This is a genomic window from Candidatus Enterococcus murrayae, assembly GCF_017315985.1.
GTDB lineage: Bacteria > Bacillota > Bacilli > Lactobacillales > Enterococcaceae > Enterococcus_A > Enterococcus_A murrayae.
On sequence record NZ_JAFLVR010000008.1, the window covers coordinates 839 to 12,380 of the forward strand.

Consider the following 11,542-nt stretch of genomic DNA (forward strand, 5'->3'; position numbering starts at 1 on the left):
GAATTAAGCAAGCTGCGAGAACAAAAGGCCGACGAAGAAAGTCTTGAGCTGATCCAAGTCAAGAAACAGGTCGATGCGTTGATGGAAAAAAATGAGCAGCTCAAAAAGGAAGTCCTGCAATCCCAACAGGAAATCGGGGAAGTGTTGATCTCAGCGAAGAAGCAGGCAAATCGAACGATTGAAGAGGCACAAACAGAAGCGAAGCATCTCATTAGTTCCGCAGAATTGGAATTAGAAAATATCAGCAACCGGGCGAAAAAAATTCTGATTGAGGTCTCGGAATCACGAAAGAATGTGCTTTCGATCTACGATGATCTGGAATTCAAGGTCGAGGCCCTATCGAACGGGACACTGTTAAAAGAAATAAAGAAACAGAAGCAGGATCAGAAAGTATCCGATTATTTTGAGTCCACCCGAAACTAAACCTGGTACAGAAAAGAGGATAAACATATTTTGATCATAAATTGGATGAGCGTCGCGCTGGTCATACTGATACTCATTGTTTGGTTTCGACGAATGATCATCAAGGTACAATTACAGCGGCTTCAGCTACCACCGAATACGCCGTTATCCTTTCAGAGAAAGCTGGAGGTTGTCAAACACGCCGAACAGGAAAAGCACGTATCGGCCTTATTATTCCTGTCGATCTTCTTGGCAATAGGGTTACTGTTGACTACCTATGGCTTGTTTCAAGTAGAAGATCAGCTGCATGTCGTTACGGAACGAACCAATCAGTTAAAAGACGAGCTGTATACGCTAAAAAAAGAACAAAAGCAAATCATCAATAAATTACCTATCAAAGCCTATCCTCAAAAAGGAATTGGGCTGAAGGACTATCCGTGGGAGGAATTGTTTTCTGACGAAAATCGTGAGAAGCAATACGAGATCGAGAGTGATCTGTCCACGAAGGTGAGCCCGTATTTTGGGTTGTCTACCACCTTGATCGTGTTGGATATTCCGACACAGACACTGAATATCGCGTTGGCTGGTGATTCTGGCAGTGAGGAGAATCGCCAACAAATCAAAGACAACATTAAGGCATTTGCCAAAGAAGCCAAGGATGTTTCAAAGCTGACTCAGATCACTTTCCAGATGAATCTGATGAACGACAAGAACAAGAAAAAGACCTATAGCTGTACATTTTCTCGTGAGAAAGCCGACGAAGAATTTTCATTGATCCAAGAAGACGAGTAAAGAAAAGAGGGAGTTTAGCATGAATGCACAACAAAAGAAAAATGGCTGGTTTTTCAATAAGAATATCATCGACGAGATCAATTCTGTCCCAGAAGAAGAGATCATGATCGAAGAACGCCCCAGTCCTGTAGAAAAACCCGCGAAGAAACAAACCGACGAAATCACTGAATTGAAACGGATGCTTTCGGAAAAGAACGATCTTTATGATCGTTTAGAAAAGGAAACCCAAGTGGAGAAGCAGCGCTTGATGAAAGAGAATGACAAATACAAGCAGGCCCTTTTGCGAACGGGAGAAGAGAAAGCCGAGAATCGTCGACAAATCCAAGACTTGGAGGCTGAGACTCGTCGGAATCGTCAAGAGATCCAACGACTGCAGGAAAATAAAGAAACAGGGTATCTGAAGGAGCAATTGGATCAGGCAGAAGAAGAGGTAGCCACTTTGAAAGCCGCCTTGGCAGACCAACAGACGGTTGAAGAGGAGCTGAAAGAGGCGAAGCAGCAGATCCATGAATTTATGATGGGGCAAAAAGAGGAAGAATCGCAGTACCAAGAAACCCTAGAGAAAGTTGAACGAGAAATGACTCGTGTGCTTCATGAGCTGGAGGGAAAAGATGAGCTGGTCGCTCAATTGGATCAAAGGATCGCAGAAAAGGATCAGTTGATTTTGGAAAAAGAAAGCCTTGTTCAGCAAATGATCGAGGAACAAAAGCAACAGGATTCTATTGCCGAAAGCGAGTTTATCACACAATTGCAGCACCAGATCACCCATCTGCAGCATGAAAATGAGCAGCTCAAACAAGAGGCTGTTGAGTCGCAGCATGAAATCGGGGAAGTCCTGATCTCCGCTCGCCGCCAGGCCAATCGAATGGTGGAAAAGGCGAAGATGGACGCGCAGCGCATCGTCAAAGATTCAGAGGCAGAATTACAGACGATCCATGATCGAGCGAAGGAAATCTCGTGCGAAGTCGACGAATCACGTCAGACGATCTTGAGTATTTATGAAGAGCTGAAGGCGCGTGTCGATCAATTGGCCCAGAGCAATGTGCCGGATTTAGAAGAGATCAAAGGCCGTTATGAGTATCCAAAGGTTTCCGTTTTATCACGAAAAGACCAATAGAAAGAACCGAAGAGAATACGGAGTCCTTCGCAGATGGGCTGCGTTGTTCTCGTACATAGTGCTTCAGTAAACGAGATGAAACATTATATCTTTAGGGTTTAAACAAGAAGGGGAGATAACTATGAATCAGGTCTTGATTCTGACAAGAAATATTCTGACTGAGCAGGACATTCAACAAAAATTACAGTTACTAAATTATGAAGTGTATTGTTCGGCTAGTTTCTTTGAACAATGTACGCAGCAGAGCCAAACACTCGAATTTTTCCGTTTTTTTCAATACGTCATCTTAAGTGAATCGATCTGTGAATCAGAAGTCACCGAATTATTGCCGATTCTGCAGCAGCAATCGGTTCAGGTGATTCGTAAAGTAGAAGCCAAAGTGACCGAGTTGGATCATCAGTATTTAGAAGACAATCTCATACAGGCGATCATTTCAAATGAGGATTCGATTGATGAGCTGCGAGAATGCTTGTTTGCCTTGAAACGCACGACTCAGCAAACCGATGATACCTTTGAGAATAGAAAGTTTATCCAATTATCCGATAAGGTCTCGCTTATTCGGCCAAGTGCGCTGCGGGAGAAACGACCGAACCCAGAAGAGAATTATCAATATTTAGAAGTCATCCATCATTTATCGCAAACAGAAATGAAGATTCTATCGATCCTGATCCATGCGGGCAGCAGTGTGGTGACACGCGAGACGATCTGTCATCAAATCTGGAATGAAGAGGTCAATAAATCCCATCTCGCCTCCCTTTCTAGTACGATCACTCGCATTAAATCTAAGTTTGAAAACACGAGTCTGGCGAATAAAGCCATCCAAACCCTGTGGGGAAAAGGGTATCGGCTCAACCCAGAGCTGTTGGATCGCATTCAAAATAATGAAGCGATCAACAGAATTGTTTCTAATGGATAGAAATTAGCATTTATGATTCCTCCGTTTCAACATCATGCAAAGAAACTTTAGACAAACACCCGCGAACAACATCGCGGGTGTCACTGTATTTCAGCCAATTCTTTAAAATTGCACATTCATTAAAAAAGCAATTTGTTGAAACAGCTCCTCTGGGATCTCAAAATGGCCAAAACGCAAACGTGGACGATACTCAGCCCACATGGGAAATTGACTGACCTTCTGCAGCGTACAGCTTTCAGCATCTTTTAAATACTGCACATTCTTTCGATAAGGGAAGAAACCAGGAAACATCTCCACTTGATAGACCTCATCAGAAATGACTTGACCGATCGCCACAAATTTTTGACAAACCTCTGATCCCTTTAACTGGACCTTTGGCGCATAATAGATCAGCCAATCGTCAGGTTTCATCCGTTTCAGCTGGGCGCTCTTGCCATGACATAACTGACTAAAGCCGCCTGTCACACCGATCCGCACATGCTCCTCAGAAGCGACACCAATCCAATACTTCATCTGTTCCCCCCTTACAGCTCAATGACCGTCTGATTTTCCATATCTAGGATTACCTGAGCTTGGTCAAAGGTGATCTCATAGACATCCAGCATAGCACCGGCCTGATCAATATTTTGCTGAAAAGAAGGGATTTTTTTGACCCAGGGTTCAGCTAGATCATAAAGGGACTTTGCACTCTTAGCAACGGTACCTTGAGCACGGACATGACCTGTTTCTTGTCCTTTTGGTACTGTGGTAAAGGCAACCTGAGGATTTTGAGAGAATTCTTTTACCTTGTCATTGCCTTTAAATGTTGAAAAATAAAGACAGTTGGCTTTCTCATCATATAAAAAGTTTACGATTCGAACATTCGGCTGATTCGCCACGCTTGTCGCCAGAGCGATTTCCAATTGTTCCTCCATCATTGTGTGAAAAGCTTGATTCATATTTGTCATAGTGATTCCTCCTAATTTTGTATTACAAACACTAGTTTAGCAATAGAACCTTGACAGCTATCTGTCAGGGTTCTATGCTTTTGTAAAGGAGAAAAAATGAAAACAGAACGATTACTAGCCATTACGATGCTTTTGATAGAAAAGAAACAGATTAGCGCTCCTGCTTTAGCCGAAATATTTGAAGTTTCTGTCCGCACGATTTACCGAGATATCGACTCCCTCAGCCAAGCAGGCATCCCAGTCACAGCTCTGCCTGGAAGTAAAGGCGGGATTCGGATCATGGAGAACTATAAAATCGATCAAAGCTTTTTTACTTCTGCGGATTTGATATCTTTACTGATTGGATTGAACAGCATTCCTTCAGAGCAAATTTCTAAGCAGGCCAAATTCACTTTGGAAAAGCTGAAAACCCTAATTCCCAATGAAGCAGAGCAGGAAATCAATGATCGATCCTCTCAGCTGATTGTTGATTTGTCTCCTTGGACCAGCACAGAAAGCTCGCCGCCCTTTTTCAAAGAACTACAGGAAGCCATTCATCAACGGCAGCTCGTTTCCTTCGAATATGCGAACCGCTCTGGTCAAAAGACAACGCGAATCATTGAACCCTATCGACTCATTTTGAAAGAAATCAGCTGGTATATACAGGGTTACTGCCACGAGAAAAAAGACTTTCGAATCTTCAAATTGATTCGAATGGAAAATTTACACGTGCTCCAGCAGCGATTTGATGCGAAAAAAGTTCCAGAGGCAGACTTAGGTAAGGACGTTGCTCATCAATTTATTACCATCCATTTAGAGGTAGATTTCTTTGTCAAAGATCAATTAACCGACCGCTTTGGGCAGCTGAACTTTATTCCGATCGAGAACTCACAGCGCTTCTCGGTCCAGTTTCCCTTTATCCCTGATGAATTCGGCTATCACTTATTATTAGGCTTCGGTACCCGTTGCAAATGCATAGCCCCTGAATTTGTGAAGACAGAATTAAAACGCCGCATTCAGCGAATGATGGCAACCTATTCAGGGGAATAGGAAGAAACTGAAAGCTCATCGTCCGATCTTTTTTTAAGAAGTAGGCGATCAATTTAAACACCTGCGGCAATCGCCGCAGGTGTATTTGTGTTCAGTCGTCAAGGATCGCGCCCGCTTAGCCAATGATTGACAAGGGCAACGATCAACCCCACAAAGAACGTATCGAATCCCTCACTTTCAAAGTGGAGGCTGATGACGTGAGTGTATTTAGTTTGAGAAGGGCAGAATTTAACAGCGAGCTCAATCGTCTGCGAATGTGAGGATATAGCCATATAGGGTCTTATTCATTTATAAACGAAAGTTGATTCGGTATCCACTGGGTTATCCACAAGAATAAGTAGAAATAAATAGTTTTCCTCAGGTTTTTCCACATTATCCACAGGTTTTTTAGTAAGATGTGGATAATAGGGGATTGATCAACCACAGATTCTATTTATAGGAATGACTCTTAGACATCTCAGGTTACAGTGTTGACAAGTCAGCACTCATTTCTTAGCTTCATACTTGCTAGTTATTTACAGCATTGATGCAGGTCATGTTCAAATCAAGATGTATGGTCTGTTTAACAGCTTGGAGTGGGAAATTATGTATTTTTTCTGGAACCATCAGTAAATGAATTGATCTGAAACTCCCTGCAATTGGAAAATCGCAGAGAGCCTATTTTTCAGTCGTCATGGATCACGCCCACTCAACCAATGGTTGACGAGGGCGATGATCAGCCCCACAAAGAGCGGAGCGAGGACATATCGAATCAGCTCGCTCAAGGTGCATCACCTCCTCTCAAAAGTGGAGGCCGACGACAGACATGAGCGGGTATACCTACGCAAAAGGTATTCAATTGTGAAAGGACAGAAGTTGACTAAGCTATTCTAGCTTATGTGGCTGGCTACCTGGGTCATCCTTGTTTCGATTTTTCCTTCGCCGGAGCCAGGCAAGAAACCTTTTTCGTGTGCTGAGTTGTTCCTTTTCCTCAGTTTGCGCTGTTGCAGAAGGTGTAGGGACACTGGCAGAAAAATCATTATCATCGATTGTGTGCTTTAATCCACTTGTTTGATTTTTTAGTATTAATGAAGGGTGATTACTCCTCGATTCTGCGGGTCCTTTCAATGCCTGCTCAAGCGCATTTCTTGAGGAATTGTACAAATAGTCATAGCTTCTTCCTGCTTTGACAGGAGTGAATGAAGAATCCTCCAGCTTAATTGAAGAGGTAGACATTTTTTCCTCCTTACTCGATTCTTTAGATGAATCCTCTCCATCATTTTTTGGTGCAGCTTCTTTACACGGTTGTTAAGAAGGAGCTGCCGGATCATTCTCCACATCAAAAATATCGGTTTCGTATGTGGTGACGAACTTTGCTGTGACGACAGTATCAAATAGTTTTACGCCATTTTTTTCAAAAATATCCAATTGAGTCAGTAGTTCGCAAGCTTCTTTGATCTGTTCTACAGGCAAATCGGCATTCACATTTTTATAGGTCCAGTCGTGTTCTTTGCCTAGACCATTGGTAAAGGTCGTGACTAAATCATGGGTCATTGTTCTGCTTTCCTTTCATTTTTTTATTCTGCGTAGGTAGTTTTTTTATCAAGGTTCGTTGGTTTCGTTAGGACGAACTTTTGCAATAAGAGAACGGACAAGTGAGATGGCCTTTTCGCCAAAGTTACGGACAGGGAATACTCTTGCAGCTAATGAGCGCCATTCAGGTGCCATGAAGTAATCTTGAAAGTAATAAAAGAAGCGCTTCATGGTGCGAGTGGCTTTGGTATTCATAAAAATCTCACGGACAAGATCCTTCAGAATGAAGGCAAACTCCTCCGCACCGAGTTGAAAACGCACGCGTAACGTCAAAATATATTTGATCGTTAGGCTGCTATTTTGAGTTTGGTAATAGTATTCAGTAATTCGTTTTTCTAAGGTCTTTGGTGTTAAATTGAACAATTGTCGGCAAGTTAGTGTTTGTTCATTCATGGATCGTGTCCTCCTTTAGTGGAGGAGAGTGGCGAAATCACCGCTGCTCCTCAATTTTCTATGCTTAGAAAATAATCGTTTCAACGGTTTCGACGTATTTTGCGCTGACGACTTGGTTGAAAAGCTTCTCGTCATCTTTCTTGAATAGACTTAACATCGTTAACCGTTCCAAAAATCCTCGAATTTCTTCAGGCGCTTTTCCTTCGCCGGGTGTTGGGAAGCTCCATGTTTGGGAACGTCCGCCGCTGGTTTTAAAGATCGCTACTAATTTTTTCATTTACGTTTTCCTCCTATTTCGTTACTCGTGATTGACTAGTGATAATCACGCCGTCCAACAACGTGTCTTCGTGGTCAAGCGCTCGCATGATCTCACCTAATTCGATGATTTCTGTTTCCTTAGGTTCGTCTACGACATTTAGGAATGTCACTTTCTTTAATTTCTCTACACCAGGTACAGCGAGCTGCACTTGTAATTTTGTACTTAGTTTTTGGATCATTTTTCGTGTCCTCCGTGTGTTTTGAATTTTTTGTACCGGCCGGTGACTACAAGATAGCTGATTTCAAAAAAGAATGCGAACCGCAATTTCGATGGCGCCCCCCCAATTTCGAATGTTTTGGGTATCGAAACGTTGATTCACCGTTGAAAACATTCGAAATTGAGGGGGTCAAAACGAAATTGGGGTTTGACATTGGTAGCTCAAAAGGAGTAGACTAAAGAATTTTGTCTCGTACCCTTGGATTCAAGAGAAAAAGACTGGATGAAGAACTCATCCAGTCAATAAAGGGGATTTAGTGCCAATTCTCCCAATCAATCTCTTGGGGCGCCTCCGCCAATTCTTGATAATAATGGAGAAAGCGTGCGCGTTGATAGCGGCGGTGGACTTCATACTTTCGGGTGACGAAGGTTTTGAGGAGCGGGCGTTTTTTCAGACTGCGGCCAAACGAAGTATCCGGCAGGTCCAAGTAATCCATGGGCTGATCGCCATACATTGAAAAGTGGAAGTGGTCTTGCCGAATCGCCGCCAGGATCCCACAGGCAATCTCTGATCGGACCAATGCATAGTACCGTTGGATAGGAATCGCCACCTTTATCCCATTGAGCAGTTCGACATAATGGAGCCCACCATAGGCATGGACGTTCTCGATCTTTAGTGGATTGACCCACACACTGTTACTGCCGCCTTCCATCGGACACAAAGAAAAATAAGGGCATGCCCAAGGAAACTTATATTTGCCGAAGTGACCGATATCCTGTAGGGCGGAAGAAAGAATCTTATGATCAGGAAAGCAGTGAGCAAAGGAAAACGCCTGCAACGTCGTTAGCGGACTCTGCTCACTGATGAGGATGTCGTCTTCTGTAATGATCAACACTCCTGATCGATCCGGCATCGGAAGAATACAATCAATTTCCTCCACTTCCAATGGATCAAAGGGTTCAGAAGCCCTGCGATACTCCTCCCATATCTGTCCTCTTGACCGGAAATCCAGTATTTCTCCATAGTAACTCTTCGTCATTGTAACTCCTCCTCTATAAAATAAAGCGCTTTATTTTTTATGGTTCCACTAAGAATATACGATAAAACAAGAAATCAGGTATGTTGAAATTCTTTATTTTCAGAATAGAAAATCGAAAAAATGCAAAAATGGTGTTATATATTAAGGAAATAAGAAAGGCTGTATTTTCATCTTTTTGTAAGGAATAAACACTGTTAAATGAATAAAAAGAGACAACTTCTTAATGAATGTAAGAAGATGCCTCTTGTTTTTGTCTATGTAGATGGTTGATTAAGTTGTTAATTTTGGATAACTTATTACATGGTTTATCCAAAACTAAGAACAATTTTATTTCATACTACGAATAATTTAGCAAAAAAATGAATTGATTTGAATTAATTATAAAATATAGAGAAAGAATAATCAATATCTTTTATTAAAATCACGAAAAAAGAATAATTGTAATGTTTTTAGAACACGTGTTTTTGTGAAAATCAATTAGAAGTAAGGTCGAATGAAATTAATTCTTGATTATTTACCGTCAAATAAGCCGTCAGGAGGAGAAGAATGATGCGCAGAGGAGAAAATATCTATAAAAGAAAAGATGGTCGTTGGGAAGGACGCTATAAAAAGGGCTATACAGCCAATCGAAAAATCAAATATGGCTACATCTATGGACGAACATTCAATGACGTACGGACAAAGCTCTATTCAATGAAGGCTTACTATCTTACCCAACAAGAACTGTATGGGGATGCCTGTATCCCTTTAGAAGAATGGGGAAAGACGTGGTTAAAAGACATCCAGCAGGAAGTAAAACCCGCCACCTACAGTTCTTATGACTATAAACTAAAAAAATACGTGTTCCCTTATATTGGCGAAACGTATCTAAACGAGCTCACCGAAGAAACAGGGAAGCACTTGATCCAGCTCTGGCGAACGAAAGGGTTGGAAGTCTCTACCATGCAGGTCATTTTAAGAATCACCGTTCAATGTTTAACAGCCGCCAAACAAAGAGGCTACTTAAAAGAGCATCCCTTTCTCTCCTTAAAGCTGCCAAAGAAACCCAAAAAAACAATTCGCTCCTTGAATAAACAGGAACAACGAAAGTTGGAGAAAGTTGCCTTAGCTGAAAAAAATCAGACCGGCATACCTACCTATTTAGCCCTGCATACCGGACTGCGAATCGGTGAGATTGCCGCTCTGCGATGGAATGATATTGATTTTGAACGGAATATGATTACAGTGAATCAAACCTATCAACGGATCGCTTTAGGAATAGGCGAACAAAAAACGCAGCTACTCATTGGTTCGACCAAAACAGAATCAGGCACACGATCCATCCCTATGAGCCAATCGTTGCGGAAACAACTCTTAAAGCATCACCGACAAGCCAATGGCACGTTTGTCTTTTCAACAAAGAACCACCCGATGGAACCACGATTGTTGACCTATCATTTCCATCGGATTCGAAAGAAATGCGGGTTAGAAGAAATCCATTTCCATCAATTACGCCATACATTCGCGACCCGCTGTTTAGAAGCACAAAGCGATATTCTATCTGTCAGTGCACTCTTAGGGCACAACTCCACCAAGTTGACCCTAGATACCTATGCAGATTCTATGACTGAACAACGATTAGAAGTGATTTACCGCATGGAAGCCGCCATGTGCTAAAAATATCAAATGGTAGATAACGTTTTCAAAAAAATGATTTCCCTCATTTACTGGCCTCTTCCTTTTGTCTAAAGGAAGTAAGCGCTTACTATTAAAAAGATTTATCTATTAATTTTTTTCTTTAACTTTTCGTTAAAAAAAAGAGTATTTGTGAGTTCACAGACAACCATCCGCCGTCACCTTCCGTCAAAAAACTTCCATAAACATTATTGTATCAGCGTTTATAAGCATAATCCTAGTTTTGGATAAACATAGAAAAAAATAATCAAAACATAGCGAAAAGGCATCACTCTATTTTAGTATCAAATGTACCAGTTTGTACATTTTAGATATAGAAAAATGAACATTTAAGGAGAGAAAAAGAGATGAATAAGAAAAAGTTAGTAACAGGTTTGTTAAGTGCAGCATTCCTAGGTGGAGTATTGGTGACCACAGCATTGCCGGCAGATGCGGCGACATATGGCAAGCAATCAACCGGCTCTGTAACATTCAAAAAAGGGCAATTAGTAACCCCACCAATCACGCCACCGATCACACCCCCAGTAACACCACCACCAGGGACAGACTTTGGTTTGCTTTATGTACCCAAAGAATTTAACTTTGCGGAGACCACTGTTCCAACTACCGTTGTAACTTCAACTACTGTCGTTCCAATTGGTACTAATTGGGAAGGCAGTCCCGCAACAGAAACCGGCTCACCGGTTGGTTCAAACCCAACAACAAAACATTTTGGAGTGGGCGATGTTCGTGGTAAACGTGCCTCTGGTTGGAAATTGGAAGCGAAATTAACCGACGATCTAGCCGTTTCTCCAACCAAGAAATTGGATGGAGCGACAATTACGATGAAACAAGGAATCAATGAATTAACACCGACTACAGCACCAGCTCCATGGATTTCAACTGCAACAACACCAGGTGCTACTGCGAATACGCCAGATGTTGTAACTGGTTTCGCAGCTGGTACGCAAGTCTCTCTTTCTACGACAAGTACTTTGATTATGAGTGCTGATGAGGAATCAGGACCGGGCAATGCGGATGGTCGTGGTGAAGGGTACTGGGAAGGTGAATTTACTAATATTGAACTGAACATTCCAGCAGCTGCAATGAATAAGGTTTTGGATGGTGAACAGTATTCTGGAACCATTGACTGGACATTAACCGATTCGATTTAAATAGGAAAGTAAGAAGAAATGATAGGTTGAA

Annotated in this window: 14 protein-coding genes and 2 pseudogenes; 7 read left to right on the forward strand and 9 right to left on the reverse strand. The window is 41.9% G+C overall.

Annotation, left to right across the window (positions count from 1 at the left end; translation table 11 throughout):
* From JZO85_RS03470 to JZO85_RS03485, 4 genes and pseudogenes are all read left to right on the forward strand, one after another.
* Positions 1-423 (forward strand): annotated as a pseudogene (locus tag JZO85_RS03470) (hypothetical protein); the annotation flags it as partial.
* 30 nt (positions 424-453) lie between these two features.
* A complete protein-coding gene (locus JZO85_RS03475) occupies positions 454-1,194 on the forward strand; it encodes a hypothetical protein (protein WP_242550195.1) in 741 nt (246 codons plus the stop codon).
* 19 nt (positions 1,195-1,213) lie between these two features.
* The gene (locus tag JZO85_RS03480) at positions 1,214-2,311 is read left to right on the forward strand and encodes a coiled-coil domain-containing protein (RefSeq protein WP_207107129.1); all 1,098 of its coding nucleotides are present in this window, start codon (positions 1,214-1,216) and stop codon (positions 2,309-2,311) included.
* Positions 2,312-2,432: 121 nt separating this feature from the next.
* Positions 2,433-3,227, forward strand: coding sequence for a helix-turn-helix domain-containing protein (locus JZO85_RS03485; RefSeq protein ID WP_207107130.1), 795 nt, complete (start codon positions 2,433-2,435; stop codon positions 3,225-3,227).
* A gap of 102 nt (positions 3,228-3,329) precedes the next feature.
* On the opposite strand, the gene JZO85_RS03490 is transcribed toward JZO85_RS03485, so the two are convergent.
* Both JZO85_RS03490 and JZO85_RS03495 read right to left on the reverse strand, forming a co-directional pair.
* Positions 3,330-3,740 carry an EVE domain-containing protein gene (locus JZO85_RS03490; RefSeq protein WP_207107131.1) on the reverse strand — a complete coding sequence of 137 codons (411 nt, stop codon included), beginning with the start codon at positions 3,738-3,740 and terminating at the stop codon, positions 3,330-3,332.
* Between the two features lie 11 nt (positions 3,741-3,751).
* Positions 3,752-4,174 (reverse strand): pyridoxamine 5'-phosphate oxidase family protein, encoded by a 423-nt coding sequence (locus tag JZO85_RS03495; RefSeq protein ID WP_207107132.1) that lies wholly within the window; start codon positions 4,172-4,174, stop codon positions 3,752-3,754.
* 96 nt (positions 4,175-4,270) lie between these two features.
* Between JZO85_RS03495 and JZO85_RS03500 the strand changes: the two genes are divergently transcribed.
* The gene (locus tag JZO85_RS03500; RefSeq protein ID WP_207107133.1) at positions 4,271-5,203 is read left to right on the forward strand and encodes a helix-turn-helix transcriptional regulator; all 933 of its coding nucleotides are present in this window, start codon (positions 4,271-4,273) and stop codon (positions 5,201-5,203) included.
* A 671-nt stretch (positions 5,204-5,874) separates the two neighbouring features.
* Here the strand turns inward: JZO85_RS03500 and JZO85_RS03505 are convergent.
* The 7 genes and pseudogenes from JZO85_RS03505 to JZO85_RS03535 all read right to left on the reverse strand — a co-directional run bounded on the left by JZO85_RS03505 (position 5,875) and on the right by JZO85_RS03535 (position 8,683).
* Positions 5,875-5,967, reverse strand: a complete 93-nt coding sequence (locus tag JZO85_RS03505) for a type I toxin-antitoxin system Fst family toxin (RefSeq protein WP_111945260.1) — start codon at positions 5,965-5,967, stop codon at positions 5,875-5,877.
* A gap of 100 nt (positions 5,968-6,067) precedes the next feature.
* Positions 6,068-6,418 carry a hypothetical protein gene (locus JZO85_RS03510; protein ID WP_207107134.1) on the reverse strand — a complete coding sequence of 117 codons (351 nt, stop codon included), beginning with the start codon at positions 6,416-6,418 and terminating at the stop codon, positions 6,068-6,070.
* A gap of 87 nt (positions 6,419-6,505) precedes the next feature.
* Positions 6,506-6,736, reverse strand: a pseudogene (locus tag JZO85_RS03515) (DUF2922 family protein); the annotation flags it as partial.
* 48 nt (positions 6,737-6,784) lie between these two features.
* Positions 6,785-7,168, reverse strand: a complete 384-nt coding sequence (locus tag JZO85_RS03520) for a hypothetical protein (RefSeq protein ID WP_207107136.1) — start codon at positions 7,166-7,168, stop codon at positions 6,785-6,787.
* Positions 7,169-7,232: 64 nt separating this feature from the next.
* Positions 7,233-7,445, reverse strand: coding sequence for a DUF2922 family protein (locus JZO85_RS03525; protein WP_207107137.1), 213 nt, complete (start codon positions 7,443-7,445; stop codon positions 7,233-7,235).
* Between the two features lie 13 nt (positions 7,446-7,458).
* Entirely contained in the window at positions 7,459-7,665 is a 207-nt protein-coding gene (locus JZO85_RS03530) for a hypothetical protein (RefSeq protein ID WP_207107138.1), read from the reverse strand.
* Between the two features lie 292 nt (positions 7,666-7,957).
* Complete coding sequence (locus JZO85_RS03535; RefSeq protein WP_207107139.1) at positions 7,958-8,683, reverse strand: hypothetical protein; 726 nt, start codon at positions 8,681-8,683, stop codon at positions 7,958-7,960.
* A 549-nt stretch (positions 8,684-9,232) separates the two neighbouring features.
* On the opposite strand from JZO85_RS03535, the gene JZO85_RS03540 reads away from it, so the two are divergent.
* On the forward strand, positions 9,233-10,339 hold the full coding sequence (locus tag JZO85_RS03540) for a tyrosine-type recombinase/integrase (RefSeq protein ID WP_207107268.1): 1,107 nt from the start codon (positions 9,233-9,235) through the stop codon (positions 10,337-10,339).
* A gap of 365 nt (positions 10,340-10,704) precedes the next feature.
* A complete protein-coding gene (locus tag JZO85_RS03545) occupies positions 10,705-11,511 on the forward strand; it encodes a WxL domain-containing protein (protein WP_207107140.1) in 807 nt (268 codons plus the stop codon).
* Positions 11,512-11,542 lie beyond the last annotated feature (31 nt).

Excerpts from the sequence above, each read along its gene's own strand:
- JZO85_RS03490 (WP_207107131.1), bottom strand. The coding sequence starts at position 3,740 with ATGAAGTATTGGATTGGTGTCGCTTCTGAGGAGCATGTGCGGATCGGT.
- JZO85_RS03495 (WP_207107132.1), bottom strand. The coding sequence starts at position 4,174 with ATGACAAATATGAATCAAGCTTTTCACACAATGATGGAGGAACAATTG.
- JZO85_RS03530 (WP_207107138.1), bottom strand. The coding sequence starts at position 7,665 with ATGATCCAAAAACTAAGTACAAAATTACAAGTGCAGCTCGCTGTACCT.
- JZO85_RS03525 (WP_207107137.1), bottom strand. The coding sequence starts at position 7,445 with ATGAAAAAATTAGTAGCGATCTTTAAAACCAGCGGCGGACGTTCCCAA.
- JZO85_RS03535 (WP_207107139.1), bottom strand. The coding sequence starts at position 8,683 with ATGACGAAGAGTTACTATGGAGAAATACTGGATTTCCGGTCAAGAGGA.
- JZO85_RS03480 (WP_207107129.1), top strand. The coding sequence starts at position 1,214 with ATGAATGCACAACAAAAGAAAAATGGCTGGTTTTTCAATAAGAATATC.
- JZO85_RS03520 (WP_207107136.1), bottom strand. The coding sequence starts at position 7,168 with ATGAATGAACAAACACTAACTTGCCGACAATTGTTCAATTTAACACCA.
- JZO85_RS03485 (WP_207107130.1), top strand. The coding sequence starts at position 2,433 with ATGAATCAGGTCTTGATTCTGACAAGAAATATTCTGACTGAGCAGGAC.
- JZO85_RS03540 (WP_207107268.1), top strand. The coding sequence starts at position 9,233 with ATGCGCAGAGGAGAAAATATCTATAAAAGAAAAGATGGTCGTTGGGAA.
- JZO85_RS03545 (WP_207107140.1), top strand. The coding sequence starts at position 10,705 with ATGAATAAGAAAAAGTTAGTAACAGGTTTGTTAAGTGCAGCATTCCTA.
- JZO85_RS03510 (WP_207107134.1), bottom strand. The coding sequence starts at position 6,418 with ATGTCTACCTCTTCAATTAAGCTGGAGGATTCTTCATTCACTCCTGTC.
- JZO85_RS03500 (WP_207107133.1), top strand. The coding sequence starts at position 4,271 with ATGAAAACAGAACGATTACTAGCCATTACGATGCTTTTGATAGAAAAG.